Below are 25,518 nucleotides of genomic sequence, written 5' to 3'. Positions count from 1 at the left end.
CCCGCGACCCAAGGAGCGCACGCCGGGGCGCTGTCAAGGAAGAAGCGCCAGGGCTGGTGCGGCCCGCAGCCGAAGGCGAGGACACGGCCTGGCGCGCCTTGACAGCGCCCCGGCGCGCGCTACGGTCGCGGACAAGGTGATGAGGGAAGGAAAGATGGCTGGACAGGCAGCGGCCGCCTTCGTCGCAGACCCCACGCAAGCGAAGCGCGCAGGCCCGGATCAACGAGCCGGGCCGTAGGCGTCAGCCGTGCGGAGCGAGGGTACGATGGAAGCCCAAAGGGGCGAGACGCCAAGGGTGGCTCGATGCGCACGCACGACAGCGCGACCGGCCATCACTTCCGTGGCCGGAGACGCCAGGAATCAGCTACTGTTGCGAGCAGTTCAACCCCGCAACACGACATCCCGGATGAGCACCACTCCAATGACAACAGAGACACGCGTCGCCGTCCTGGTCGACTGCGACAACGTGCCGCCCGACATCCTCGAACACGCGCTGCGCATGGTGGCCCAGTTCGGCCGTGTCGTGCTGCGCCGCGGTTACGGCAACCAGGGCACGCTGGCGAACAAGTGGCAGGACGCCCTGGTTCGCCTGGCCTTCACGCCCTGCCTGCAGTACCAGTACGCCGCCGGCAAGAACACCGCCGACATCGCCCTGGCGCTGGACGCACTGGAAGCGCTCTTCGACGAGCGCGCCGACACCTTCTGCCTGGTCACCAGCGATTCCGACTTCGCCTACCTGTGCCGCAAGCTGCGCGAACGCGGCGCCACCGTGTGCATCGTCGGCGAACCCAAGACCCCCGATGCCCTGCGCAACGCCAGCGACCAGTTCTTCGAATGGGTCCGCCCCGAGCCCCCGGCGGAAGCCGGGGTCGAGGCCACGCCGAAGGCCGCCGCGAAGGCGGAGCCGGCCAAGGCCGAGCCGCCGAAGCAGGAGCCACCCAAGCCGGCGCCGAAGCGCCGGCCACGCTTCCTCGTCGAGGCCGTGGCGCTGCTGGCCAGCGACACCTCCGAGGGCAAGGTCGGCCTGGGCGTCCTGGGCCAGTACCTCAAGCGCACCGACCCGGCCTTCTCGCCCCAGACCTACGGCCACTCGGGACTGCTGAACATGGTCAAGACCTACGACCTGCTGGCTTCTCAGCAGGAACAAGGCGGCCATTGGTCTGTGAGCCTGCTGCCCAAGGCAGAAGGCGCGGCGGAAGCCGACGCGCCGCGCGCATAAGCGGCGCACCAGCAAGAAGCGAGAGAAGGCCCGAAGGCCCCCTGCATCACAGCAGCCCCCGCTCGGCCATCGAGAGGATGGTGCCACCCGCGACGATCAGATGATCCAACACCCGAACGTCCACCAGCGCCGCCGCCTGCTTGAGTGTCTGCGTCAGTTGCTCGTCGGCCCGCGAGGGCTCGGCACAGCCGCTCGGATGGCAATGCACCAGCAGGAGCGCGGAACTGTTCAACGCCAGCGCATCTTTGACCACCTCGCGCGGATAGACCGAAGTCTGCGTCACCGTGCCCCGGAACATCTCGACGTAATCCAGCACCACATGCTGCGCATCCAGATGGACCACCGCGAAGACCTCATGGGACAAGGCCCCGAGCCGCGCCCGCAGGAAATCCTTGACCACCGCCGGCGACGTCAGCACGTTGGCGCCGCGCACCTGGCTCGCCAGCACCCGCTGCGCCGCCGCCAGCACCTCATCAGCCCCGGCCGGACGGTACTCGCCCGCGACATCGCGAACCAGCAGCGAAGACGAGGGAACCGAAACGAAGGAATCGAGGGAAGAGAACAGATCGTGCAACATGGCGAACTCCAGCGATCGGGCGGGATTGCCCGAGACCGGAACCGGCACACCGCAGCGCAGCCGTCAGGGTTCACAGACGGCCGAAGGACGCCAGCGTGCGCAGCACGCGCAGACCTTGACAGCGAGAACGGTGTGCAAAGATGAAGGGAACCAGCAAGCCGCCCCACCACGCTCCCACCCGATTGGGCAAGCGCAGCGCGCAGTGGTTCTTCTTGAGGGAGGGTGCTGGACGCCGATCAAGATGGTCAGCGACCCGGGCTTCAGGCGTCCTCCCAACGGCTTCGTCGTGGCATTCCTCTTGACTGACGATGGAGATGTGCGTGAAACGATCCGAACTGTATGCGTTGGTCTGGCAGACACCCCTTCGCCATCTGGGGCCGAATCTCGGCCTGTCCGATGTCGGACTCTCCAAGCTCTGCCGCCGATACGAAATCCCTGTTCCACCCGTCGGCTATTGGACCCGCCTCGCGGCCGGCAAGATCTGTGTGCAGACCCCACTGCCGCCTTCCGACGTCGATCACGAAGTCCACTTGCCGGAGAAGGACACCACGGCGGCCCGCGCTTCCGACGCCACGAGGACCCAGCAGGTCCAGCAGGCGTTTTCCCGGGCGAGGGACGCCGTCGTGCTGCAGCCCATCGACATACCGCCCTCACTCGACCACTGCCACCCTCTGGTGGCAAAGACCGCTCGCTTCTTCCAGTCCATCGAGCGCGATGAGGCGAAGTTGGCGGTGGAGGCGGAAGAAGCCAGGCGACTGCGCAAGCCCTTCTTCGGCGCCGCGTCGAGCCACAGAATGACCTCGGGCCGGTACACCTCCGGCAGCGGCTGCCTGCGCATCACCGCCACCCTGACCCACATTGACTGGATTCTCCGTTTCCACGAAGCGCTCATCCGGGGACTGATTGCCGGGGGATGCCAGGTCGTCGCTGGCCGGGGAGACGTGTCGAACACGATCGAGATCCGGCGCGCGGGCGGCGCCATCAGGCTGAACTTCTCCGAACAGGTTGAGAAAATTGCTCAACCAAAGCGCCAGGATTTCCTCTTTCATCGAGATGAGTACAGGGCCCTTAATGGCTACAAGCTGAAGCTGGAGAGAGACTGGCACGTCATCGCCCGCCAATGGACAGGCAGCCGCGAAGAGCTGGAGCAGCAACTCCCGGAGATCACGCGCGCCCTGATCGCATTCCCGGAAGCCGAGGCACTGAGGTCCAAGCTGCTGACCGAGGAAGCAGTTATCCGACAAAAGCAGGAGCGGGAGGCGGCGCGGGCGCACAGCATTGCGCTCGCCGCAGAGCAGGCGTATGCGCAGCGCCGGGAAGCGCGAGCGAATCAACTGCATCGCGCCGTTGCGGTCGGCCAATCCCTTGCGACCTATCACAGTGCCCTGGATGTGCTGTCGCGCCTGGAGGGGATCGCCCGCGATCGACCCGAGGACGACGCATTGCGCACATGGATCGCACTCGTGCGAAACAGCCTCAAGGATCCCGTGCATGAACTGGCCAACGCGTTGCGTACCGAAGCGGCGCAGCCGGAACGGCCGCTTTGGTGGCCGGAATGAGGCGCCCCAGCCCACATCAACAACCTTCGCAGAAACGATCGGAAATCAACATGGCCGAGAACCGCCGAATCCTTGCGCACGTTCTCATCGAGATGAACCCGCTCGCGGGCCAGGGCGCGGAGGCCACCAAGGCCGCACTGCGATCGGCAATTCAGGTGGGCCTGAATGCCCAAGTCCTGGAGCTGAACGTCTATCCGATCGCCGCGGAAGATAGTGCGCGTCATGTGAAGGCCCAGATCCCGCACTCAGACCCCTCCGACCACGACCAGGTCGTCGAAGAGTACTTGCACAGCGGCATGCAGGTGCAGATCTATCGCGATGCTGGGCCTAAATCGCCGCCCACCTACTACGCCGTGGTCACGAACCCGAACGTGAAGAACCCCAGCGGAGCGGTTATCGAGTCAAAGTCCTATGCTGAACTGAAGCAAGCCGCCGACGCACGAGCCGAGCGCAAGGCATTCCTGCTGGAAAGGAAGAGGGAAGGTCGTTGAGAGGGGATCGGTCATAGGGCAGAGAGCTTGAACGCTCGCCATGCACTGAACGCCCTTCTCCGATTTCCACGCCTACGCCGTTGTGCGCCTCGCATCGCTCTGGCGAGTTGGTTCCAGCAGACATCGCTGGCAACCTACGGACGTCCCGCAACGGCATTGAACGCGCTGCGGAAGAACCGAAAGGTAATGCCCATGCGAACCCATACCCTCAACGAACCGAGCGCGCGCGTCGCCGCCGACCCTAGCGTTCAAAGAGCCCTGCAGGCGGCTCATCTGCTGCAAGAGGCGCTCACGCTCCTTCGCGGTGACGCAACGGCGCCGCCGATGCAGACGGCAAAGCGCGCCTCCGACAGGCTTCTGAGACTGCCCGAAGTCGAGCGCCTCACCGGCCTGTGCAGGTCGGCCATCTACGAGCAGATGCGCAGGGGCATCTTTCCTCGCTCGGTGAAAACCGGACAGCGCGCCGCGGCGTGGCCAGAGAGCGCCGTGCAATCATGGATCGCGGATCGCATGGACGGGCGCGCGACATGAATACTGCATGCAGCCCGTCTGCTGCGCGCAACGCAACAGCGAAGTCGACGCCGAGTGTGGGAGCAGCCGGTGCGGCCGGTCTATCCGCAATACACCTTGAGCGGCGTCTGGTAGGTCTCGGACAGGAAGCGGTCCGTTACGCCGAGCAGGGCAAGCTGATGATCAGCTGCCCCCGTCTTGGAAAGGCCTGGCTGGACGATATAGACCCTCAACGTGACGGCACAGATGCGGCTGAGATCACGGATCTGTGCCAAGCGGTCTTTGGAGCCAACCTCAAAGCGCGTTGGCCGGCCGCCCTCTACACGGTCCGCGTCCCGCTTAAGGAGATGTGCAAAGAGGTCAGTGCGACGCTCCTTGTTGTGGAGCCACATGACACTGCGCTGAGCTTGCCCGCAGACGACGTACATGTCGTCAATGCGCGCCCCGGGCACATCGCCGCCCGAGTACTTGCAGTGGTAGAGGTCTACCGTGATGAGTCGGGGCTGGCTCTGGCTGTCCAGATTGATGCCGACGATGTCCGCGGCTTCGCCGGCGCCATCGTCATCGAACACGATTTCGTGCCTGTTCTCCGCCTTGATGTGCTCAATCATTCGGTACTGAACGGAGTCCTTGCGACGTTCCTCTCTCTGTGATTCCTTGGTGATGTCAATGCCTGTCCAGTCGAGCACTTCCAAGCGGTCTCGCAAATACAGCTGCGCCGAGGTGCGCAGCTCGACGTGTGTGTTTCCCTCCAGCTTTGATCCGTCGGCGAACCAGATCGTCGGAGGATGCTCAGTCAGGTAGGCGCAAAGGTCGTAGTCGCCCCCGCGATGAATCGTTGCGGTCGCGGCACCTTCGTAGACGAACTCAAAGTCGGCGGCCCTGCCACGCGTCACGAAATTGAGCCGGACCTGAACCTCCCGGGACTCGCTGTACACGCGCAGGACGATCGGGCCGGTCGAGTTGAAGTCCCGAACCTCGATGCTGACGTTGGTCAGATGCTCCTCGACCGTGTAGACGAAGGAGATCTTGGTCGCCGACTCCACCAAGTCGAGCAATTCCACGGGCCAGTCCACACCTACTGGCACCGAGGCCGGCCGCGCACTCACAAGCCGGGGTATCAACGTGCCCCTCAGGACCTCCTCGGGGTCAATGCTGTCGTCGACGAGCTTGGCACCGACATGCTTGCACCAGGCGGCAAATTCGTTGACCTTCAGCCGCAAGGTTGCCCACACGCGCCCCTTCTTGCCCGCACCGATCGAGGCAGGGCCGCCGTTTTCGAAGCCGAACCCGGCGAGGACGGCTTTCGTGGTCGTCTCCAAGGTTGTATCGGTCAAGCGTGCCCCGACGTCGGGGCCCATGCGGCCCGTGTACCGCACCTGGCGACCGAACTGCTCGTCGAGGCCGACGTTCATCAACATCAACCGATTGATGCCCGCAAACGCTCTGAAGACGCCGGGCGCTTGGATCAGCTCGACGTCGTCCCCGCACAAGGCACGCGCGAACGGGGCGTAGTTGCCCGTGTTCGTGGATCCGTGGATGAAAAGCAGTGACTGGTCTTTGTCCCAGACTGCGATGCAAAGCTCCCAGACCAATCCCTCGACAGCGGGTACGGCGGTCCACGCCACGCCTTGCCTTTTGGCCGCGATGATGATGAGCGTCCTTTCCTTCTCGTTGAGGATGGGGTAGATCTCTTCGCCTTCAGCCAGCCCCGGGAAAGCCTTGTTGTGCTCGGAAGGCTTCCATTGGGCACAGTGCGTCCGATAGGCCACCATGCTTGCGGCCGGCCTGATCTCGTTTACCGGGATCTCGTCCAGCTGGTTGTCGAACCCGCCCATGAAGCGCTGTGCCTCCAGTTCCTGTCCGATCGCACTTTCGCTCAGGCTGGGGAGCAGGAGATTCCAATCGGGATCTTGGGTGTAAAGAGTTCGGAGTTCTTCGCGCAGGTTGACGTCGGCGATGTTCGCGATGAACACCGGATCGCCCAGGTCGTCCCTGGACCGCGTGAAGCGGCCGGCAAGTTGCAGCGTCACCGCCAGGCTCTTGCGGAGATCGTGGAAGGCCGCGATCTTCAACTCCGGCATGTCGAAGCCTTCGCCGAGCATGTCAACGCAAACGACTATGCGCGACCTGCGCTGGTCCAGCTGGCTGCGTGCTGCCTGAGCGTCGGCCTTCGTCATGCCGCTGTGAAGCATCACCGGATTGAACTGGCCAAGCTCCTGGTAGATCGTGAGCACCTGTGCAGCCCGTATTTGCGTGGATACGCGTGCCATGGCAACGTGCAGGCCTGTGGCATCGGCGTTGAGCTCCTCGATGACCTTGGCGGCGATGTCGCGGTCAGCTCTGGCGTTATTGAAGGAATACACCGAGCTGAACCTGATGGCTCGGAAATAGCCCTCTCGCTGCGCCTGCCTCATTGGATAGACGTACACGATCTCTCCGTCCAGAGGCACCCCGTCTTCGCGGAATGGCGTGGCGGTGAACTGCAAGACATGCCGCTTGTGTGCCTTGAAAACCGACTTGAATGCGTGCCAGGTCGGTGCTTCGGCGTGATGGGCTTCATCGATGAACAGGTGCGTGCAGAGCTCAGCCATCCTGACCTGCACCTCGTGGCTGCACTTCCCTGCAAGTACGCTGGTTGTCACGATGACGTTGCACCGTTTGAACAGCTCATCCACCTCCTCGACGGTCGTGGGCCGCTTCTCAAGCGTGCCGACGACAGGCCTCAGCACGTTCGCTGCGAGCAGCACGGAGCGGGGATCCTTCAGAATGCCCAGCGAGAAGAACTTCAACGCGATCTGCGTCCTCAACGCGTCGGTGGGCACGATCACCACGACCCGCGTGCACAGGGCGGAGATCATCGTGGCCAACATCGTCTCGGTTTTGCCCGTACCGGTCGGCATGACGACGGTCGCAACATCGCTCTTGGTAGACCAATGAGCGTGAATTGCATGAAGCGCTCCCAGTTGAGGGCGGCGCAAGCCGACTTGTCCTCCGCGGAGCTGGTCCTCGCCAATGAAGTTAAACGCGGCGAACCAGCTGTCCCGCGCCTGGGCGGCCGTGGGACCAGTGCCGAGGTCCGGGTGGGCGAGCCATTTGCCTTGGCTTAGGTCGGCCTCAACCGCACCATCAGCGACATCGCCGAGCAGAACGGGCCCGTCGTTTGGCATCTGACTTGTCGGCGGTGCCTTAGGAAAGACATACAGGACGCGACCGTCAGTGCCGCTCAGCTTCCATCCCGTTCGCGAGGGCACCGTGAACTTTGTCAACGCGCCCTCGACAACCTCAGAGGGATGCGCGAGCTGGCCGATAAAACCCCGCAAAGTCTTGGCATCGACGCCCTTGACGGACGGCACGGTTAGTCGGATCACAGGTCCTCCCAAAGGGTCGGCTAGAACGGGTTCTTCTGACGTGTGTCTAATCGTAAATCAGGTTATGAAGGCGCGCCCATGAACATGCGTCGATGGCCGTGGCTCACAACTTCCATGACCTCCTTCCTGACGCTGCTCTGCTCAGCCGCCCCCAGCGACCGCTTGCCGGCAGTAAGCGCGAAAAAGAGCTGGTCCAACGGAAGACCGCAACTGCCGCAAAGCCGCCCCCAATCGCAGACGCGCAGCCAGCCAGAGCGTGCAGAATCATCAATAAGAGGACAGCAGACACTGTCCCGGCGATCCATTGCGCGCGATCCCGCTTCGCACCTTGGCCGAGACCTGATTGATACCTCGTCGCCGTCGCCTTGCGCGGCCGCTCGAGAACGATGACGCCGCCTCCAGGCACCAGCGCACCGCGACATACTGCTCGAACGGCGCTCTCGGAGGTGCCGTGCTATCACCCGACAAGAGTCGTTCTCAGGCGGCCGTTTTCAGCTCAGCCAGTGGAGAACCCGCTTTGGTAGTCAGCACATCCAGATAGTCCGCCCACCGCTGGAGCATCACGGTCCGCTGCTTGAGATACTGCGTACGGTTGTAGGCACGGCCATTGGCGTCCTTGACGGCGTGCGCCAACTGGGCTTCGATCACCAGCGGATCGATCTCCAGCGTTTCTGCCAGCAAGGTCCGGGCTGTCGCCCGGAAGCCATGAACCGTCTGCACGGTTGGGCCGTAGCCCAGGGTCAGAAGCGCTGCACGCAGGGTGTTGTCCGAGATTGGCCGCTCATGACTGCGCTCACCCGGGAAGACTAGCGTACTGTGGCCCGTAATGGGATGTAGCTTGCGCAGCAGCTCCACAGCCTGCCTGGGCAGCGGTACCAAGTGCGGATCACCATGTTGCTTGCCATCGATGCGCCGCTTCATCCGCGCAGCGGGCACGGTCCAGAGCGCCCCGTCGAGATCGATCTCGGCCCAGGCCGCCGCTCGCAATTCGTTCGGGCGCTGAAAAAGCATAGGCGCCAGTTGAAGCGCCGTGCGCACGATGGCTCCGCCTTGGTAGCCCCGGATGACGCGTATCAGCGTCCCCAGTTGGGCCGGATCGGTGATCGCCGCGAAGTGCCGCTTCTTGTGGGGCGTGAGTGCCCCCTTGAGATCCACCGTGATATCGCGCGGCGCCCGCGCGGTTGCGACCGCGTAGCGCCACACCGCCCGTGCCGTCATCAGCACGCGGCCGGCCACGTCGAGAGCGCCGCGTTCCTCGACACGGCGCAGGGCCGCCAACAACTCGATGGCCTCGATTTCGCTGATGCGACGAGCAGCAAAGTACGGAAAAAGATCCTTTTCCAGGTTGCGCTTCTCGCGGGTGGCGTAGTGGCCGCTCCACCGTGTATGGTGCTTGTCGAACCACTCGAGCGCGGTCTCTCGAAAGGTGTCGCCGGTGTTCACGGCCGCCTTGAGCTTGACGACCTGCCTCGCCTGAATGGGGTTGATCCCGGCCGCTTTCTGCGCCTTGGCCGCATCACGCGCCTTGCGCGCCGCGGCGAGGCTCACGTCAGGATAGGAGCCCAAGGCGAACTTCTTCTCGACCCCTTCGATCCTGAACTTCCAGAACCACCGACGAGAACCCGAGGCCGAAACCTCCAGATAGAGGCCGCCTGCGTCGGCGTAGCGTGCCTGCTTTCGGTCAGGTGGACAGGAGGCGTTGCGGCATGCGGCATCGGTCAACGGCATGGGGTACATCCATGGGGTGGGGGTACAAAACCGCCATCCCAGGGGGTTCAGGCGGCTTGTACCCCCTTTTGTACCCCCACTTGGCGCTGGCAGTCACCGGATTTCAGTGTATGCCGGCGGACGCGATTCGCCCAGTTCCCCAATGAAAAAGGGCGTCCGGTGGATGAAACCGGACGCCCTTGGACGTTTTGTTGGTCGGTGTGAAAGGATTCGAACCTTCGACCCCTTGCACCCCATGCAAGTGCGCTACCAGGCTGCGCCACACACCGAAGCTCTCGATTATAGCGGTTGAAATTCAGCGTCCGATAGTCAACAGCTCACGAATTTCAAAGAGTTCGCGCCGCAGGTGCAACAACTGCGACAGATCGACCGTCTGCGCAGCAGCGGGTGCAGCGGACTCCTGCACCACCGCGGCGTCGAATTCTTCCTGATCGATCTCGATGGCCTCCACGCCTTCAAGCGGCACCTCTCCTGCCTTGCGACGGTCGCGCTCGCCCTGCACGAGTTCCTGCAGCTTGTTGCGCGCCCCGCTGATCGTGAAGCCCTGGTCGTAGAGCAGATCGCGGATGCGGCGGATCATCAGCACCTCGTGGTGCTGGTAGTAGCGGCGGTTGCCGCGCCGCTTCATCGGCCGCAGCTGCGTGAACTCCTGCTCCCAATAGCGCAGCACGTGCGGCTTGACGCCACACAACTCGCCGACCTCACCGATGGTGAAGTAGCGTTTGACGGGAATCGGTGGGAGCGTTTTCTCCATTGAAATCAAGACTGTGCGCGGGAAACCTTAGAGATTACTCCACCCGGGCGCACAGCACCAAGCACTATTCCGCCCCCAAGCTCCACTCGACTTCGGCTGCGCCGTTCTGGTCGATGCTTCCGTGAATCTGTTCCTTGAGCTTGGCGCTCGCGTGGAACGTGGCCACGCGGCGCTCGCCGATCGGAATCGCCTCGCCGGTGCGCGGATTGCGGCCCGGCCGAGGCGCCTTCACGCGGATCTGGAAGTTGCCGAAGCCCGAGATCTTCACGTCCGTGCCCTCGATGAGGCTGTTGGCCACGAGTTCGAAGAACGCCTCGACCATGTCCTTGGACTCACGCTTGTTCAGGCCGATCTGCTCGAACAGCAGGTCGGCCAGATGCGCCTTGGTGAGCGCGGGCGTTTCGAGAGCCTCGAGCGTGAATTCGGCAGCGTTCATTCCCGTCATCCCCTCAAGCGGCCGCCGAGCGTGGCGCCCAATTGTTCGACGATTGCGCGGACCGCAGGTTCGACCTGCTCGTCCGTCAAGGTGGCGCCGTCGTTCTGGAAGGTCAGGCGAACCGCCATGCTCTTCTCTCCTTGGGCCAGTGCACCGGGCGCAACCACGGCACCATCGCGCAATGGCTGCGGACGATAGATGTCGAACAGCGTCACGTCGCGCAGCAGACCCTGTGCGGCTGTTGCCGTGCGAATGGCCTGTACCAGTGCATCGTGCGTGACGGCTTCGGCCACGACGACGGCGAGGTCGCGCTCCACGGCCTGGTGCTTCGGCACGGGCTGCGCAACCGGCACGGAGCGTGCAGTGACGACGTCGAGGTCGAGTTCGAACAGCACCGGCGCCTGGGCGAAGTCCCACTTCTGGCGCCAGCGCGGATGCAGTTCGCCGACGAAGCCGATGGCCTTGCCGTCAACCAGCACACGTGCCGAACGGCCCGGGTGCAGCGCAGGATGCTCAGCCACTTCGAAGACCGGCACGAGCGGTGCAAGCAGTGCCTCGACGTCGCCCTTGACGTCGTAGAAGTCGACGCGGTTCGGCTTGCCGTCCCAGCGCGCCTCGTCGGCATCGCCCCAGGCGAGGCCCGCCACGCGCATCGGCTGATTCACGCCGCGCACGGTGCTGTCGGTGGTGACGACGCTGTCGTCGCGCATGAACACGCGGCCCAGCTCGAACACGCGCACGCGCGGCGCCTTGCGATCGAGGTTGAACTTGAGCACCTGCAGCAGCGAGCCGAGCAGCGACGAGCGCATCACGCTCATCTGGCTGGCGATGGGGTTCAGCAGCTTGATCGGGTTGGCATTGCCTGCGAGGTCTTGCTCCCAATGCGCTTCGACGAAACTGAAGTTGATCGTTTCCTGGTAGCCCAGCGCTGCGACGCTGCGGCGCACCGCGAACCGGCTGCGCTGCGCCTCGGGCCGCACGCGGGCGGTGATGGGTGCGAGCGGTGCGATGGTCGGCAGGTTGTTGAAGCCGATCAGGCGCGCGACCTCTTCGATCAGGTCTTCTTCGATCAGCAGGTCGAAGCGGTGCGGCGGCGGGGTCACAGTCAACGTGCCCTCGCCTTCGGTGATCGCGAAGCCGAGGCGATTCAGCGCGTCGGCGCATTGCGCTTGCGTCAGCGGCATGCCGATCACGCGCGCCGCACGCTCGACGCGCAGCGTGACGGGCACGGCCTCGGGCACGCGCAGCGTCTGGTCGTCCATCCTGCCAGCCTCGCCGCCGCAGATTTCAATGATCAGCTGCGTGATGCGCTCGATGATCTGCACCGTGCGGCTCGGATCGACACCGCGCTCGTAGCGGTGACCCGCGTCGGTCGAGAAGTTGAAGCGGCGCGAGCGGCCCTGCACCGCCTCCGGCCACCAGAAAGCGGCTTCGACGTAGATGTTGCGCGTGTCGTCGGACACCGAAGTGGCGTCGCCGCCCATGATGCCGGCGAGGGACTCGACCTCGCGGTCGTCGGCGATCACGCCGACCTTGTCGTCCACGGTGATCGTGTTGCCATTGAGCAGCTTGAGCTGCTCGCCCGCCTTGCCCCAGCGCACCGTGAGGCCACCGTGGATCTTGTCGAGGTCGAAGATGTGGCTGGGCTGGCCGTACTCGAACATCACGTAGTTCGAGATGTCGACCAGCGGCGTCACGCTGCGTTGGCCGCAGCGCGCGAGGCGCTCGACCATCCATGCCGGCGTGGCGACCTTGGTGTTCACGCCGCGTACGATGCGGCCCGAGAAGCGGCCGCACAGGTCGGGCGCCTCGACCTTGACGGGCAGCACATCAGAGAACGACGTGGCCACGGCCGCGATGGCCGGCGTCTTCAGCGGTGCGCCGGTGAGTGCGGCGAGTTCGCGCGCCACGCCGTACACGCTGAGGCCGTGCGCCAGGTTCGGCGTGAGCTTCAGGGTGAGCAACGCGTCGTCCAGCTTGAGTACGTCGCGCACGTCGGCGCCGATGGGCGCATCGGCAGCGAGTTCAAGCAGACCGCCGTGGTCTTCGCTCAGCTTCAGTTCGCGCGCCGAGCACAGCATGCCCTGGCTCTCGACGCCGCGCAGCTTGCCCAGCTTGATGAGAAAGGGCTTGCCGTCTTCGCCCGGCGGCAGTTCGGCACCGACCAGCGCGCACGGCACCTTGATGCCGACGCGCGCATTCGGCGCGCCGCACACGATGTTGAGCAAGGCGCCCTGCCCCGCGTCGACCTGGCACACGCGCAGGCGATCGGCGTTGGGGTGCTGCACCGCTTCCCTGATCTCGCCGACCACGATGCGCGTGAAAGGCGGCGCCACCGGTCGGCGCTCCTCGACCTCGAAGCCGCCCATGGTGAGCGTTTCGGCCAGTGCGGCGCTGTCGATGGGCGGGTTGCAGAACTCGCGCAGCCAGGATTCCGGGAATTGCATCTCTTCGATCTCGATCTGGTTTTTCTATCTGTGGAGGGGGCTCACTGGAACTGCGAGAGGAAACGCAGGTCGCCGTCGAAGAACAAGCGCAAGTCGTTCACGCCGTAGCGCAGCATGGTGAGCCGGTCGGGGCCCATGCCGAAGGCGAAGCCGATGTATCGCTCGGGGTCGAGCCCCATGTTGCGCACCACGTTCGGATGCACCTGGCCCGAGCCCGCCACCTCGAGCCAGCGGCCGGCCAGCGGGCCGCTCGCGAACTGGATGTCGATCTCGGCGCTCGGTTCGGTGAACGGGAAGAAGCTCGGGCGGAAGCGCAGCACGAGGTCATCGCGCTCGAAGAAAGTGCGGCAGAAGTCGGTGAAGACGACCTTCAGGTCCTTGAAGCTCACGTTCTCGCCGAGCCACAGGCCTTCGCACTGGTGGAACATGGGCGAGTGCGTGGCATCGCTGTCGACGCGATAGGTGCGGCCCGGCGCGATCACGCGGATCTCGGGCGCCTTCACGGTGCCGGTGGTGTCGGCTGCAGCGGCGGCGAATTCGGCCGCGTACTTCTTGATGTGCTGATGCGCGTAGCGAACCTGCATCGGGCTGGTGTGCGGACGCAGGTTGTAGGGAATGCCGTCGTCGCCATTCAGGTCGACGTAGAAGGTGTCCTGCATCGAACGTGCAGGATGATTCGGTGGGTTGTTGAGCGAGGTGAAGCTGTGCCAGTCGCTCTCGATTTCGGGGCCGTCGGCCACGTCGAAGCCCATGCTCGAGAAGATCTCCTCGATGCGCTCCAGGGTGCGGCTCACGGGATGCAGTCCGCCGGAAATGCGGCGACGGCCGGGCAGGCTCACGTCGAGCGCTTCGGCGCGCAGTTGCAGCGAGAGTTCTTCGTCGGCCAGTTGCTGGCGGCGGTCGGTCAGCGCGGTCTCGATGGACTGCTTGCCCACGTTGATCGCGGCGCCGCGGGACTTCTTCTCTTCGACACTCAGCGCGGCCATGCCCTTCATCAGCTCGGTGATGCGGCCCGACTTGCCGAGGAACTGCGCCTTGGCGTTTTCGAGCTCGGCGGGCGTCTTCGCTTCGGCGAAAGCGGCGCGTGCGGTGTCGACCAGGGAGTCCAACTCGTTCATAGCAACAAAAATCTTCGAGGGGAAATAAAAAAGAGCTGGAGCCTTTTCAAGCGCCAGCCCTTGAGCCGTGGGCGCAAGAAGCCGTCCGGAGACGGCGACCTGCTGTGCAAAATCAAGCAGCCAGCTTGGCCTTGACCTGCTCCACGATGCCGGCAAAAGCGGCCTTGTCGTGCACGGCGATGTCCGCAAGCATCTTGCGGTCGATCTCGATACCGGCCTTGCGGATGCCGTTGGCGAACTGGCTGTAGGTCAGGCCCAGTTCACGCGAGGCGGCGTTGATACGCGCGATCCACAGCTGACGGAACACGCGCTTCTTGGTACGACGGTCACGGTAGGCGTATTGGCCTGCCTTCATCACCGCCTGTTTGGCGACGCGGAAGACATTGCCGCGGCGACCGCGGAAACCCTTGGCGAGTGCGAGAACTTTCTTGTGGCGGGCGCGAGCCGTTACACCACGTTTGACGCGAGGCATGTGTGTACTCCTTGTTCGTCTGAGTTAAATGCCACGGCCGGGCAGCATGGCGGCGACAGAAACCATGTTGGTCTCATGCACTGCGACTGCACCACGGAGGTGACGCTTGTTCTTGGTGGTCTTCTTCGTCAAGATGTGACGCTTGAAGGCTTGACCGCGCTTGACGGTGCCACCGGGACGAACGCGGAAACGTTTTTTCGCGCTGCTCTTGGTCTTCATTTTGGGCATGTGAATGCTCCTTTAGTTTGTGCTCGTGAGGCGCCATGGATGCTCCACGGACTTGTTGGCCCCGAGACACTTCTTTATCTCGCCCCTGCCCGCTCTTCTTTCAAAGTGCCGGCAACGGCGAAATCCCTTCAAAACCCTGACTGCTGCAAGCGCCTCAGGCAGTTGCAGCCGGCGCCGTTGCCGGCGCAGCGTCTGCTGCCGGCTTGGGAACCCCGCCGCCGGCCTTCTTGCGGCCCGGCGCGATCATCATGATCATCTGCCGGCCTTCGAGCTTCGGGAACTGCTCGACCATGATCAGGTCGCCCAGTTCGTCGCGAATGCGCTGCAGCAATGCCAGACCCAGCTCCTGGTGCGTGATCTCGCGGCCGCGGAAGCGCAGCGTGATCTTGCATTTGTCGCCGTCCTCAAGAAAGCGCTTGATGTTGCGCATCTTGATGTTGTAGTCGCCATCGTCGGTACCGGGCCGGAACTTGATTTCCTTGACCTCGATGACCTTCTGCTTCGACTTCGCCTCGGCTGCCTTCTTCTGCTCGTGGTACTTGAACTTGCCGTACTCGATCAGGCGACATACCGGCGGGTTGGCCGCCGCGACGACCTCCACCAGATCCACATCGGCCTCGCCGGCGAGGCGCAAGGCCTCCGAGAGGCTCATAACACCCAATGGCTCGTTTTCCGGGCCTACAAGGCGGACTTCCGGGGCCATGATTTCCCGGTTCAGGCGGTGTTGGCGTTCCTCGCGGTGGCGGCGGTCGCGAAATGCAGTAGCGATGGTCAGAATCCTTCAAAAATTGCTACAAAATCTGTAGCGAACGCCGGTCAGTCCTCGCGGACAAGCGGGACGATCTGGCTAGGAAACATATGGGGTGTTTCAGAGGCAAATCAACGCTTGTCGGCAACGTCCTGGACGAGCCGTTGCACGAACGATTCGAGGGACATTGCTCCGAGGTCTTGATTGCCCCGGGCGCGCACTGCGACGGCACCTGCTTCCTTTTCCTTGTCGCCCACGACGAGGATGTAAGGGAGCTTTTGCAACGAATGCTTCCGTATTTTATACGTAATCTTCTCGTTGTGCAGATCCAGCTGGACCCTAAGCCCTTGATTCTGCAGCGTTTTCGCCACTGAAGCAGCGTAGTCGGCCTGCCCTTCGCTGATGTTGAGCACCGCCACCTGCACCGGAGCGAGCCATGCGGGCAGTGCGCCGGCATGGTGTTCGATCAGCATGCCGATGAAGCGCTCGAGGCTGCCGACGATGGCGCGATGCAGCATCACGGGGTGCGCGCGGCCGCTCGATTCCGTCACGTACTCGCCGCCCAGGCGCTCGGCCGTGTTGAAGTCGACCTGCATCGTGCCGCACTGCCACTGGCGGCCCAGCGCGTCCTTCAACGTGTATTCGATCTTCGGGCCGTAGAAGGCACCATCGCCCGGCGAGATGATGAAGTCGACGCCCGAACGGCGCAGCGCCTCCATCACCGCATGCTCGGCCTTGTCCCACAGTTCGTCGGAGCCGACGCGGTTGTCGGGCCGCGTGGCCACCTTGTAGAGGATGTCCGTAAAGCCGAAGTCGGCATAGACCTTCTGCAGCTGCTCCGTGTACGCGATGCACTCGTCGAGGATCTGGTCTTCCGTGCAGAAGATGTGGCCGTCGTCCTGCGTGAAGCCGCGCACGCGCATGATGCCGTGCAGCGCGCCACTGGGCTCGTTGCGGTGGCACTGGCCAAACTCGCCATAGCGCAGCGGCAGGTCGCGGTAGCTGCGCAGGTCGCTCTTGAAGATCAGCACATGGCCCGGGCAGTTCATCGGCTTGAGCGCGTATTCGCGCTTTTCCGACTCCGTCGTGAACATGTTGTCGCGGTAGTTCTGCCAGTGGCCCGTTTTCTCCCACAGGCTTTTGTCGAGGATCTGCGGACCCTTCACTTCCCAGTAGCCCGTGTCGCGGTAGATGCCGCGCATGTACTGCTCGACCTGCTGCCACACGGCCCAGCCCTTGGGGTGCCAGAACACCACGCCCGGCGCCACTTCGTCGATGTGGAACAGGTCGAGTTCCTTGCCAAGCTTGCGGTGGTCGCGCTTCTCGGCTTCCTCGATGCGCTGGATGTACTGGTCGAGCTGCTTCTTGTCGGCCCAGGCCGTGCCGTAGATGCGCTGCAGCTGCTCGTTCTTGGCGTCACCGCGCCAATAGGCGCCGGCCAGCTTCGTGAGCTTGAAGACCTTCAGGAAGCGCGTGTTCGGCACGTGCGGGCCGCGGCACATGTCGACGTATTCCTGGTGGTAGTACAGGCCCATGGCCTGCTCGTCGGGCATGTCCTCGACGAGGCGCAGCTTGTAGTCTTCGCCGCGCGACTTGAAGACCTCGATGACTTCGGCGCGGGGCGTCATCTTCTTGATCACGTCGTAATCCTGCGCGATCAGTTCGCGCATGCGCGCCTCGATGGCGGCCATGTCCTCGGGCGTGAAGGGGCGCTCGTACGAGATGTCGTAGTAGAAGCCCTCGTCGATCACGGGCCCGATCACCATCTTGGCCGTCGGATAGAGCTGCTTCACCGCGTGGCCGACCAGGTGGGCCGTCGAGTGGCGGATGATCTCCAGGCCCTCGTCGTCCTTGGGCGTGATGATCTGCAGCCTGGCGTCGTGGTCGATGACGTCGCTGGCATCGACCAGCCGGCCGTCGATCTTGCCGGCCACCGTCATCTTGGCGAGCCCGGGGCCGATGGACTGGGCGACTTCGGCCACCGAAACCGGGCCGGGGAACTCGCGGCGCGAGTTGTCGGGGAGCGTGATCTGGATCATGTGGAAACCTCGGGAGAAAAACAAAAAAGCGCGGTGGATGCCGCGCTTTGCCTGGTTGAAGAGCTGGCGGAAACCAGCGAGCGCGGGGCTACCGGCCTTTTCCTTCGAAGAAGAAAAAGCCGCTGAATCCTTGCGGAGTAGTTCGCGGTGTCATAACCAAGATGCCTTTCTCGCTCTTGTTGAGTGCAGAGGCGGGGATTCTAACTTCTGCCCGTTCAAGCCGCGGCCGCGGCGCCGTGGAGCCCCGGCGCCTCGTCGGGTTGCCCATAAAAAAGCCCGGCGCGTGGCCGGGCTCGAGAGTGACAGCGAAAACCGCGTCCGCGGATCAGTGGAACTGCTCTTCCTCGGTCGAACCCGACAGCGCCTTCACACTGGACGAGCCGCCCTGGATCACGGTGGTCACGTCGTCGAAGTAACCCGCGCCCACTTCCTGCTGGTGCGACACGAAGGTGTAGCCCTTGTCGCGCGCGGCGAACTCGGGTTCCTGCACCATGTTGACGTAGTGCTTCATGCCTTCGCCGCGGGCATAGGCGTGGGCGAACTGGAAGGTGTTGAACCAGTTGACGTGGATGCCGGCCAGCGTGATGAACTGGTACTTGTAGCCCAGCTCCGACAGGTCTTCCTGGAACGAGGCGATTTGCTTGTCGTCGAGGTTCTTCTTCCAGTTGAAGGAAGGCGAGCAGTTGTACGACAGCAGCTTGCCGGGGCAGGCAGCGTGCACCGCCTGTGCGAATTCGCGGGCGAAGCCGATGTCCGGCACGCCGGTTTCGCACCACACCAGGTCGGCGTAGGGCGCGTAGGCCACGCCGCGGCTGATGGCTTGCTCCAGGCCGTTCTTCACGCGGTAGAAGCCTTCCTGCGTGCGCTCGCCCGTCAGGAAGGGCTTGTCGTTGGCGTCGTGGTCGGAGGTGATCAGGTTCGCGGCTTCCGCGTCGGTGCGGGCCAGCACGATGGTGGGCACGCCCATGACGTCGGCGGCAAAGCGTGCCGAGATCAGCTTCTCGCAGGCTTCCTGTGTCGGCACGAGCACCTTGCCACCCATGTGGCCGCACTTCTTCACGGCGGCCAGCTGGTCTTCGAAGTGCACGCCGGCCGCGCCCGAGGCAATCATGTTCTTCATGAGTTCGAAGGCGTTGAGCACACCGCCGAAACCGGCTTCCGCGTCGGCAACGATGGGCAGGAAGTAGTCGATGAATTCCTTGTCGCCGGGGTTGATGCCGCGGCCCCACTGGATTTCGTCCGCGCGGCGGAAGGTGTTGTTGATGCGACGGACCATCGTCGGCACCGAGTCGTACGCATAGAGCGACTGGTCGGGGTACATCGTCTCCGACGTGTTGCCGTCGGCGGCGACCTGCCAGCCCGACAGGTACACGGCTTCCAGGCCGGCCTTGGCCTGCTGCATCGCCTGGCCGGCGGAGATAGCGCCGAACGCGTTCACGTAGCCCTTCTTGGCGCCGCCGTTGATCTTGTCCCAGAGTTTCTCGGCACCGCGCTTGGCCAGCGTGTGCTCGATGGGGAAGGAACCGCGCAGGCGCACGACGTCTGCCGCGCTGTAGCCGCGCTTGACACCCTTCCAGCGGGGGTCGGTGGCCCATTCTTTTTCGAGGGCGGCGATCTGCTGTTCGCGGCTCAGTTGTTCTGTGAGGGTCTGGGGCATGGTCACTCCGTGAGGTTGATTGAAGTTTGGCGCTGCGGCCGTGGAGTTACTTTAATCGAATCGCAGACTCTTATGTCTTATATAAGACATATTTTTCATCAAACAAAATCAACAACTTATCGAGATATTTCTCAATACAAAATTATTTTTCTCATATTGAGAAAAAATATTGCAGCGCAACAGTTGTGGATTTCGCTATGCGCAATCAGTCTTTCGGTTGTGAAAACCGGGCATCGCCGCGCGCCGCATGTGCGATCCAGTCGCCGCTTTCGATCACACGACGGCCCGCGATGCGCGCTGGATGGATCTCGTAGACCAGGCAGTCGAACCAATGGCTGCCAACCTCCACCCGCACCTGTCGTTTGATGTACTCACCCGAGCCGTCGGCAGCCACCTCTTCGAGCACATCGAGCGCCGCCTCGACGGCGGGCTCGATGACGTAGACCTCGCCCCTCACACGCCGCGTCCCACCCAGCACGACGCCCGGATAGGCGCCCAGGTCGTACAGCGTGCCGGCGATGCCCGCCTCGCCGATCCACGCCGGCGCGGGCCGGTAGCGCGCGATGTCGTTGCGCCCGCCGCGGCGCAGCGTGCCGTAGACAAAAACGTGGGGCATCATCGAAATCGCTTTCTCCGCAACTACATGGCTTCAGTCTATTGAACTCCGCTACCCCTGCATCAGGCCGCCTCGTGGCCTACGGCTGCCTGGCCTTGAGCATGTCGCTCGTCGGCGGCTACGTCGCCCTTTCCAAACCTCTTGTTGCGGCCTTTCCGGTGCTGCTGCTTGCTTGGCTGCGCTTCGGCATCGCCGCGCTGGCCATGCCGCATTGGCTCAAGCGCGCGACCGACGAGCCACCGATGGCGGCGCGCACGCGCTGGCTGGTGTTCCTCGAGTCCTTCCTCGGCAACTTCATGTTCTCGATCTGCATGCTGTTCGGCGTGAGCCTGACGAGTGCTGTGTCCGCGGGCGTGATCATGGCGTCGATCCCCGCATGCGTGGCCGTCGCGAGCTGGCTCTTCCTGCGCGAACGCATCACCGTGCGCATCGGCCTGGCCATCGGCTGCGCCGCGCTCGGCATCGGCCTGCTCGCGTTGTCGCCAGCGCACGCGCGGGCATCGCCCGCCTCCACGCAATCGTCCATGCCCTGGCTCGGCAACCTGCTGGTGTTCTGCGCGGTGCTGTGCGAGACGGCGTATGCGGTGATCGGCAAGTCGCTCACGGGGCGGCTGGGGCCCAAGCGCATCGCCTCGCTCATCAATCTCTGGGGCTTCGTGCTCTCGATGCCCTTCGGCATCTGGTTCGCGCTGCAGTTCGACTTCACCTCGGTGCGCTTCGGCACCTGGGCGCTGCTCGTGGCCTACGCGCTTGCCGCGAGCATCTGGACGGTGTGGCTCTGGATGACCGGACTTCGCCACGTACCAGCCGCACAGGCGGGCGTTTTCGCCGTGATGCTGCCCGTGAGCGCGGCCCTCGTGGGCGTGCTCGTACTGGGTGAAAGCCTCTCTTCGCCACAGCTGGTTGCGTTCGTGATCGCGCTCGTGGGCGTGGTGCTTGCAACGTGGCCCGGTCGCCGAACGTGAAAAAGCGCGCTTCTCCCCTCTGAAAAAACAACAGCTCCCAATGAAAAAAGCGCTTTTTCCCTTGGAAACGCGTTTCTTCTCATTTAGCATCCGCATTGCCACTGGAGACGCAAGTTTTTCATTGGTGAACGTTCAACCAAAAAAGGAAATCAACCATGGCAACTGCAAAGAAGGCTCCGGCCAAGAAAGCTCCGGCAAAGAAGGCCGCTCCCGCGAAGAAGGCTGCGGCTCCTGCAAAGAAGGCCGCTCCCGCGAAGAAGGCTGCGGCACCCGCCAAGAAGGCTGCTCCTGCAAAGAAGGCTGCTCCCGCGAAGAAGGCTCCTGCAAAGAAGGCCGCTCCCGCCAAGAAGCGCACCCCCAACGCTGCGTTCATGAAGGCCCTGACCCCCAGCCCGGCCCTGGCCGCTGTGGTCGGTTCGACGCCTCTGCCGCGCACCGCTGTGGTGAGCAAGCTGTGGGACTACATCAAGAAGAACAACCTGCAAGACAAGGCCAACAAGCGCAACATCAACGCCGACGCCAAGCTGAAGGAAATCTTCGGCAAGCCGCAAGTGTCGATGTTCGAGCTGGCCGCGCTGATCGGCAAGCACGTCAAGTAAGCGCTCGGGGGCTTCGCGCTCCTGAATCAAGAAGCCCGCTCTGCGGGCTTTTTTTTCGCCTGCAGCGCCGCGTTCGACCCTGCGAGTGCCGCTGCTTCGCCGAGCGCGGGATCCGACCCGGCACTCGACGATCAGGTGGCCCGCGGGTTGTGATGTACTCATGAGAAGTAGAACCTCAGCTGCAATGTCCTCGGCAATTCTCTGTGCCCACTCCAGGTGCCTTGCGTTAATTCACCAATTGGTTAAATTCTCGCCATGAAGGCCCCCAAGGAACCCACGCCCGAAGCGCTCGAGCCCCGCTCGCGCGACGCAGACCGTTCGCAGCTCGCCATCCTCGCGTCCGCACGCGACGAGTTCGCGGAGCGCGGCCTTGCCGGTGCGCGCATGGACAGCATCGCCGAGCGCGCAGGCCTCAACAAGCGCCTCATCTACTACTACTTCGGCAGCAAGGACGATCTGTTCCTCGCGGTGCTGGAGCGCGTCTACGCCGACATCCGCGCGGCCGAGCAGCGCCTGCACCTCGACGAGATCGAGCCGGTCGAGGCCATCCGCCAGCTGGTGTCCTTCACCTGGCACTACTACCTCGAGCACCCCGAGTTCATCACGCTGCTCAACAGCGAGAACCTGCACTGCGCGGCACACCTGAAACGCTCCGAACGCATCCAGGAAATGAACTCGCCACTGGTGCAGCTGCTCGACACGGTGCTCGAGCGCGGCCGCCGCGACAAGCTGTTCCGCGCCGGCGTGGACCCGGTGCAGCTGTACATCTCCATCGCGTCGCTCTGCTACTTCTATCTCTCGAACAACCACACGCTGTCGGCCATCTTCGGGCGCGACCTGCGCGCACCCAAGGCAATGGCGCAACGCCTCTCGCACATGACCGACCTCGTGCTGGGCTACGTCCTGCACTGAGCCTCAGCGCACCTTCGCACACCCCGGGTATTCACTAGGCAGCAGCCGTTGACGCTGCGGCGCAGCCGTTTCTACAATGAATAATTCACTCAATGGTGAATTGATCGATTCGAGAAGACGGCCCGACCGCGCGGAGACATTCCATGAAGTTCCTTGCCTCGCTGACCTGCGTCCTTGCCCTGCTGCCGTGCGTGGCCTCCGCGCAGGGCGCCTACCCCAGCAAGCCGATCCGTGTGGTCGTGCCCTTCGCGGCCGGCAGCACCACCGACATCATTGCGCGTGCCATCGCCGACAAGATGAGCCTCAGCATGGGCCAGGCGCTGGTCATCGACAACCGAGGCGGCGCGAGCGGCACCATCGGCCAGCAGGCGGTGGCCACGGCCACGCCCGACGGCTACACGGTGATGATCCACTCGTCGTCGCATACGGTGAGCCCCTCGACCTTCGCCAAGCTGCCCTTCGACACGCTGCACGACTTCGCAGGCGTCACCCCTATCTCGTCGCTGCCCAACGCGCTGGTCATCTCGCCCACGAAGAACATCAAGACGCTGCCGCAGCTGCTTGCCGCCGCGCGCGCCAAGCCCGGCAGCATGAACTTCGCCTCTGCCGGCCAAGGCAGCGCCACGCACCTGAACGCCGAGAAATTCAAGATGGCCGCGAAGATTGACGCCACCAACATCCCCTTCAAGGGATCGGGCGAGGCCGTCACCGAGGTGCTCTCGGGCCGCGTCGACTATTACTTCTCGCCCATCGCACCGGTCATCGGCCAGATCAAGGAAGGCCAGCTGCTGGCGCTGGCCGTCGGTTCGCCCAAGCGCGCCGCCGCCCTGCCCGACGTGCCCACGACCACCGAAGCCGGCGTGCCCGGCTCCGAATTCAACTTCTGGATCGGAATGATGGCGCCCGCCAGGACCCCGCGCGACATCGTCGAGCGGCTGAACGCCGAAGTGGCGAAGGCGCTGGCCTCGCCCGAGGTGAAGGAGCGCTTCGCCAAGCTCGGCGCCGATGCATGGACGCTCAAGCCCGAGCAGTTCGACGCCTACATCAAGGAAGAAATCGCCAGCAACGCGCAGCTCGTGAAGGCCGCCGGCCTGTCGGTGCAGCAGTAGACACGCACGCACGCCTCGATGCCCGCCATGTTCCGCAAGCTCCTGCTCTCTCCGGCCCTGCGTCCTTTCATCCTGATCCTGTTGCTGCTGGTGCTGTGGGACCTGGCAATCCGCCTCTTCAGGATTCCGGCCTACCTGATCCCGCCGCCGTGGGAGGTCGTGAAGCAGCTCGTCGCCGAATGGCCGCGCCTGCTCGGCGAGAGCTGGAAGACCACGCTCGCCACGCTCGGCGGCTTCGGCCTGACGATCCTGATCGGCATTCCGATCGCGATGGTCATCGCCTACTCGCGCGTCGTCGAGTCGTACGTGTACCCGCTGCTGGTGTTCTCGCAGAGCATCCCCAAGGTGGCGATCGCGCCGCTGTTCGTGGTGTGGTTCGGCTTCGGCATCTTCCCGAAGGTGATCAGCGCCTTCCTGCTGGGCTTCTTCCCGGTGGTCGTGTCCACGGTGATGGGCTTCAAGTCGGTCGAGCCCGACATGCTCGACCTGGCCCGCTCGATGGGCGCGAGCCGCCTGCAGACCTTCTTCAAGATCAGCCTGCCGCAAGCCATGCCCGCGATCTTCAGCGGCCTGAAGGTGTCGGTCACGCTGGCCGTGGTGGGTGCGGTGGTCGGCGAGTTCGTCGGCTCCAACTCGGGCATCGGCTACGTGCTGCAGGTGGCCAACGGCAACTTCGACCTGCCGCTGATGTTCGCCGCGCTGGTCGTGCTGTCGAGCATCGGCGTGATTCTTTTCGTCGCCGTCGACCTCATCGAGCGCGTGATGATTCCGTGGCACGCCTCGCAGCGCCACGCCCAATGAGTTCCTTCGCCAAGCCAACAACTCCCGGAGACAAGACCATGAAGAAGCTGCTTCCCTCGCTGCTCGCCGCCGCAGCGCTCGTCACCTTCGCTATCGCTCCCGCCCACGCGCAGGCCGACAAGCCCAAGGACAAGGTCACGCTGATGCTCAACTGGTACCTCTACAGCGAGCACGCGCCCTTCTTCCTCGGCAGGGAAAAGGGCTTCTACGCCGACGAAGGCATCGACCTCGAGATCCAGGAGGGCCGCGGCTCCGCCGTCACCGCGCAGGCGGTGGCCGCCAAGTCGGCCACCTTCGGCTACATCGACGTCACGACCATGATCAAGGCCGCCGCCAAGGGCGCGCCGCTGAAGTCGACCGGCGTGCTGTTCCAGGTGAGTCCGATGTCGGTCATGGGCTTCACCGAGAAGAACATCAGGGTGCCGAAGGACATCGTCGGCAAGACCGTGGCCGTCACGCCCGGCGATTCGATGTCCCAGATGTGGCCGCTGTTCCTCAAGGTCAACAACATCTCGCCGGACCAGGTGAAGATCGTCTCGGGGGACGCCCAGACCAAGCTCAATGCAGTGACCAACGGCCAGGCCGACCTGCTGCTGGGCTATGTGATGGACCAGGCGATCAAGCTGCAGGACGCTACCGGCAAGCCCGTGACGCCGATCCGCTTTGCCGACTCCGGCGTGAACCAGATCAGCTCCGGAATCATCGCCAACAAGAACCTTCTGACCGAGAACCCCGACCTCGTGAAGCGCTTCATGCGCGCCTCGACCAAGGCCGCCGAAGCCGCCGAGAAGAGCCCAGAAGCCGCTGTCGATGCGATGCTCAAGGCCAACCCTAAAGCAGGCGTGCGCGACACGCTGATCGTGGGCATGAAGCAGAGCGTGGCGCTCTATCACACGAAGGAAACGGCCAACCAGCGCCCGTTCCGCGTCGCGATGAAGAACGTGAACGACTCGCTCGACCTGCTGGTGCAGTACGGCGGCATGGACCCGTCGACGCGCGGCAAGCCTGAAGACTACGTGACCCTCGACTTCCTGCCGTAAGCAGGCTCGCCCCCAGGCTCCGCGCACTTCGTGTCGCTTCTCCTTCCCCCTACCGGGGGCAACACCTGCGGCCCGGCAAAGCCGGTTCCGCGGTGTTCCCCGAAAAGACCTCAGCATCCCGG

Annotated in this window: 23 protein-coding genes and 1 tRNA gene; 10 read left to right on the top strand and 14 right to left on the bottom strand. The window is 63.8% G+C overall.

Annotated features, from left to right (window positions below; all coding sequences use genetic code 11):
• Positions 1-406 precede the first annotated feature (406 nt).
• Complete coding sequence (locus tag ACEN9N_RS05755) at positions 407-1,219, top strand: NYN domain-containing protein (protein ID WP_495655546.1); 813 nt, start codon at positions 407-409, stop codon at positions 1,217-1,219.
• Between the two features lie 46 nt (positions 1,220-1,265).
• Here ACEN9N_RS05755 and radC read toward each other — a convergent pair whose 3' ends face one another.
• Complete coding sequence (gene radC / locus ACEN9N_RS05750; RefSeq protein ID WP_495655545.1) at positions 1,266-1,796, bottom strand: RadC family protein; 531 nt, start codon at positions 1,794-1,796, stop codon at positions 1,266-1,268.
• A 320-nt stretch (positions 1,797-2,116) separates the two neighbouring features.
• Here radC and ACEN9N_RS05745 point away from each other — a divergent pair, with 320 nt between their 5' ends.
• The 3 genes from ACEN9N_RS05745 to ACEN9N_RS05735 all read left to right on the top strand — a co-directional run bounded on the left by ACEN9N_RS05745 (position 2,117) and on the right by ACEN9N_RS05735 (position 4,377).
• A complete protein-coding gene (locus ACEN9N_RS05745; protein ID WP_495655544.1) occupies positions 2,117-3,355 on the top strand; it encodes a hypothetical protein in 1,239 nt (412 codons plus the stop codon).
• A gap of 50 nt (positions 3,356-3,405) precedes the next feature.
• Entirely contained in the window at positions 3,406-3,846 is a 441-nt protein-coding gene (locus tag ACEN9N_RS05740) for a hypothetical protein (protein ID WP_192322897.1), read from the top strand.
• 186 nt (positions 3,847-4,032) lie between these two features.
• A complete protein-coding gene (locus ACEN9N_RS05735) occupies positions 4,033-4,377 on the top strand; it encodes a helix-turn-helix transcriptional regulator (protein WP_495655543.1) in 345 nt (114 codons plus the stop codon).
• A gap of 80 nt (positions 4,378-4,457) precedes the next feature.
• Here the strand turns inward: ACEN9N_RS05735 and ACEN9N_RS05730 are convergent, their stop codons facing one another.
• The 13 genes from ACEN9N_RS05730 to ACEN9N_RS05670 form a co-directional block, all read right to left on the bottom strand.
• Entirely contained in the window at positions 4,458-7,712 is a 3,255-nt protein-coding gene (locus tag ACEN9N_RS05730) for a DEAD/DEAH box helicase (protein WP_495655542.1), read from the bottom strand.
• A gap of 492 nt (positions 7,713-8,204) precedes the next feature.
• Positions 8,205-9,455, bottom strand: coding sequence for a tyrosine-type recombinase/integrase (locus tag ACEN9N_RS05725; RefSeq protein ID WP_495655541.1), 1,251 nt, complete (start codon positions 9,453-9,455; stop codon positions 8,205-8,207).
• Between the two features lie 192 nt (positions 9,456-9,647).
• Positions 9,648-9,724, bottom strand: a tRNA-Pro gene (locus ACEN9N_RS05720).
• A gap of 26 nt (positions 9,725-9,750) precedes the next feature.
• Positions 9,751-10,209, bottom strand: a complete 459-nt coding sequence (locus ACEN9N_RS05715) for a MerR family transcriptional regulator (RefSeq protein WP_007832504.1) — start codon at positions 10,207-10,209, stop codon at positions 9,751-9,753.
• Positions 10,210-10,273: 64 nt separating this feature from the next.
• Complete coding sequence (locus ACEN9N_RS05710) at positions 10,274-10,645, bottom strand: integration host factor subunit alpha (protein WP_042673257.1); 372 nt, start codon at positions 10,643-10,645, stop codon at positions 10,274-10,276.
• A gap of 5 nt (positions 10,646-10,650) precedes the next feature.
• Complete coding sequence (gene pheT / locus ACEN9N_RS05705; RefSeq protein WP_495655540.1) at positions 10,651-13,092, bottom strand: phenylalanine--tRNA ligase subunit beta; 2,442 nt, start codon at positions 13,090-13,092, stop codon at positions 10,651-10,653.
• A gap of 41 nt (positions 13,093-13,133) precedes the next feature.
• A complete protein-coding gene (gene pheS, locus ACEN9N_RS05700; RefSeq protein WP_495655539.1) occupies positions 13,134-14,210 on the bottom strand; it encodes a phenylalanine--tRNA ligase subunit alpha in 1,077 nt (358 codons plus the stop codon).
• Positions 14,211-14,322: 112 nt separating this feature from the next.
• Complete coding sequence (rplT, locus tag ACEN9N_RS05695) at positions 14,323-14,682, bottom strand: 50S ribosomal protein L20 (RefSeq protein WP_007832499.1); 360 nt, start codon at positions 14,680-14,682, stop codon at positions 14,323-14,325.
• 24 nt (positions 14,683-14,706) lie between these two features.
• On the bottom strand, positions 14,707-14,910 hold the full coding sequence (rpmI, locus tag ACEN9N_RS05690) for a 50S ribosomal protein L35 (protein ID WP_007832497.1): 204 nt from the start codon (positions 14,908-14,910) through the stop codon (positions 14,707-14,709).
• Positions 14,911-15,064: 154 nt separating this feature from the next.
• Positions 15,065-15,688: a translation initiation factor IF-3 gene (gene infC, locus ACEN9N_RS05685; RefSeq protein WP_413312617.1), complete on the bottom strand. Its 624-nt coding sequence runs from the start codon at positions 15,686-15,688 to the stop codon at positions 15,065-15,067.
• 101 nt (positions 15,689-15,789) lie between these two features.
• On the bottom strand, positions 15,790-17,697 hold the full coding sequence (gene thrS / locus ACEN9N_RS05680) for a threonine--tRNA ligase (RefSeq protein ID WP_495655538.1): 1,908 nt from the start codon (positions 17,695-17,697) through the stop codon (positions 15,790-15,792).
• A gap of 325 nt (positions 17,698-18,022) precedes the next feature.
• On the bottom strand, positions 18,023-19,354 hold the full coding sequence (gene aceA / locus ACEN9N_RS05675) for an isocitrate lyase (RefSeq protein ID WP_007832492.1): 1,332 nt from the start codon (positions 19,352-19,354) through the stop codon (positions 18,023-18,025).
• A 205-nt stretch (positions 19,355-19,559) separates the two neighbouring features.
• Complete coding sequence (locus ACEN9N_RS05670) at positions 19,560-19,973, bottom strand: gamma-glutamylcyclotransferase family protein (protein WP_495655537.1); 414 nt, start codon at positions 19,971-19,973, stop codon at positions 19,560-19,562.
• A gap of 38 nt (positions 19,974-20,011) precedes the next feature.
• On the opposite strand from ACEN9N_RS05670, the gene ACEN9N_RS05665 reads away from it, so the two are divergent.
• The 6 genes from ACEN9N_RS05665 (at position 20,012) to ACEN9N_RS05640 (ending at position 25,396) form a co-directional block, all read left to right on the top strand.
• Positions 20,012-20,935, top strand: a complete 924-nt coding sequence (locus ACEN9N_RS05665) for a DMT family transporter (RefSeq protein ID WP_495655536.1) — start codon at positions 20,012-20,014, stop codon at positions 20,933-20,935.
• A gap of 155 nt (positions 20,936-21,090) precedes the next feature.
• Positions 21,091-21,534 carry an SWIB/MDM2 domain-containing protein gene (locus ACEN9N_RS05660; RefSeq protein ID WP_007832487.1) on the top strand — a complete coding sequence of 148 codons (444 nt, stop codon included), beginning with the start codon at positions 21,091-21,093 and terminating at the stop codon, positions 21,532-21,534.
• A 255-nt stretch (positions 21,535-21,789) separates the two neighbouring features.
• Positions 21,790-22,446 carry a TetR/AcrR family transcriptional regulator gene (locus tag ACEN9N_RS05655; RefSeq protein ID WP_007832485.1) on the top strand — a complete coding sequence of 219 codons (657 nt, stop codon included), beginning with the start codon at positions 21,790-21,792 and terminating at the stop codon, positions 22,444-22,446.
• A gap of 143 nt (positions 22,447-22,589) precedes the next feature.
• Positions 22,590-23,555 (top strand): tripartite tricarboxylate transporter substrate binding protein, encoded by a 966-nt coding sequence (locus ACEN9N_RS05650; RefSeq protein ID WP_413312488.1) that lies wholly within the window; start codon positions 22,590-22,592, stop codon positions 23,553-23,555.
• A 27-nt stretch (positions 23,556-23,582) separates the two neighbouring features.
• The gene (locus tag ACEN9N_RS05645) at positions 23,583-24,356 is read left to right on the top strand and encodes an ABC transporter permease (protein WP_042673261.1); all 774 of its coding nucleotides are present in this window, start codon (positions 23,583-23,585) and stop codon (positions 24,354-24,356) included.
• Between the two features lie 38 nt (positions 24,357-24,394).
• Positions 24,395-25,396 (top strand): ABC transporter substrate-binding protein, encoded by a 1,002-nt coding sequence (locus ACEN9N_RS05640; protein WP_007832482.1) that lies wholly within the window; start codon positions 24,395-24,397, stop codon positions 25,394-25,396.
• Positions 25,397-25,518 lie beyond the last annotated feature (122 nt).

This window comes from Variovorax sp. Varisp46, assembly GCF_059491885.1.
Note: the sequence above shows the minus strand (reverse complement) of the source record. Positions and strands in the feature narration are given on the sequence as shown.

Coding starts and splice junctions, on each gene's coding strand:
- ACEN9N_RS05755 (WP_495655546.1), top strand. CDS start 407: ATGAGCACCACTCCAATGACAACAGAGACACGCGTCGCCGTCCTGGTC.
- radC (WP_495655545.1), bottom strand. CDS start 1,796: ATGTTGCACGATCTGTTCTCTTCCCTCGATTCCTTCGTTTCGGTTCCC.
- ACEN9N_RS05740 (WP_192322897.1), top strand. CDS start 3,406: ATGGCCGAGAACCGCCGAATCCTTGCGCACGTTCTCATCGAGATGAAC.
- ACEN9N_RS05735 (WP_495655543.1), top strand. CDS start 4,033: ATGCCCATGCGAACCCATACCCTCAACGAACCGAGCGCGCGCGTCGCC.
- ACEN9N_RS05725 (WP_495655541.1), bottom strand. CDS start 9,455: ATGCCGTTGACCGATGCCGCATGCCGCAACGCCTCCTGTCCACCTGAC.
- ACEN9N_RS05715 (WP_007832504.1), bottom strand. CDS start 10,209: ATGGAGAAAACGCTCCCACCGATTCCCGTCAAACGCTACTTCACCATC.
- ACEN9N_RS05710 (WP_042673257.1), bottom strand. CDS start 10,645: ATGAACGCTGCCGAATTCACGCTCGAGGCTCTCGAAACGCCCGCGCTC.
- pheT (WP_495655540.1), bottom strand. CDS start 13,092: ATGCAATTCCCGGAATCCTGGCTGCGCGAGTTCTGCAACCCGCCCATC.
- pheS (WP_495655539.1), bottom strand. CDS start 14,210: ATGAACGAGTTGGACTCCCTGGTCGACACCGCACGCGCCGCTTTCGCC.
- rplT (WP_007832499.1), bottom strand. CDS start 14,682: ATGCCTCGCGTCAAACGTGGTGTAACGGCTCGCGCCCGCCACAAGAAA.
- rpmI (WP_007832497.1), bottom strand. CDS start 14,910: ATGCCCAAAATGAAGACCAAGAGCAGCGCGAAAAAACGTTTCCGCGTT.
- thrS (WP_495655538.1), bottom strand. CDS start 17,697: ATGATCCAGATCACGCTCCCCGACAACTCGCGCCGCGAGTTCCCCGGC.
- aceA (WP_007832492.1), bottom strand. CDS start 19,354: ATGCCCCAGACCCTCACAGAACAACTGAGCCGCGAACAGCAGATCGCC.
- ACEN9N_RS05670 (WP_495655537.1), bottom strand. CDS start 19,973: ATGATGCCCCACGTTTTTGTCTACGGCACGCTGCGCCGCGGCGGGCGC.
- ACEN9N_RS05660 (WP_007832487.1), top strand. CDS start 21,091: ATGGCAACTGCAAAGAAGGCTCCGGCCAAGAAAGCTCCGGCAAAGAAG.
- ACEN9N_RS05655 (WP_007832485.1), top strand. CDS start 21,790: ATGAAGGCCCCCAAGGAACCCACGCCCGAAGCGCTCGAGCCCCGCTCG.
- ACEN9N_RS05650 (WP_413312488.1), top strand. CDS start 22,590: ATGAAGTTCCTTGCCTCGCTGACCTGCGTCCTTGCCCTGCTGCCGTGC.
- ACEN9N_RS05645 (WP_042673261.1), top strand. CDS start 23,583: ATGTTCCGCAAGCTCCTGCTCTCTCCGGCCCTGCGTCCTTTCATCCTG.
- ACEN9N_RS05640 (WP_007832482.1), top strand. CDS start 24,395: ATGAAGAAGCTGCTTCCCTCGCTGCTCGCCGCCGCAGCGCTCGTCACC.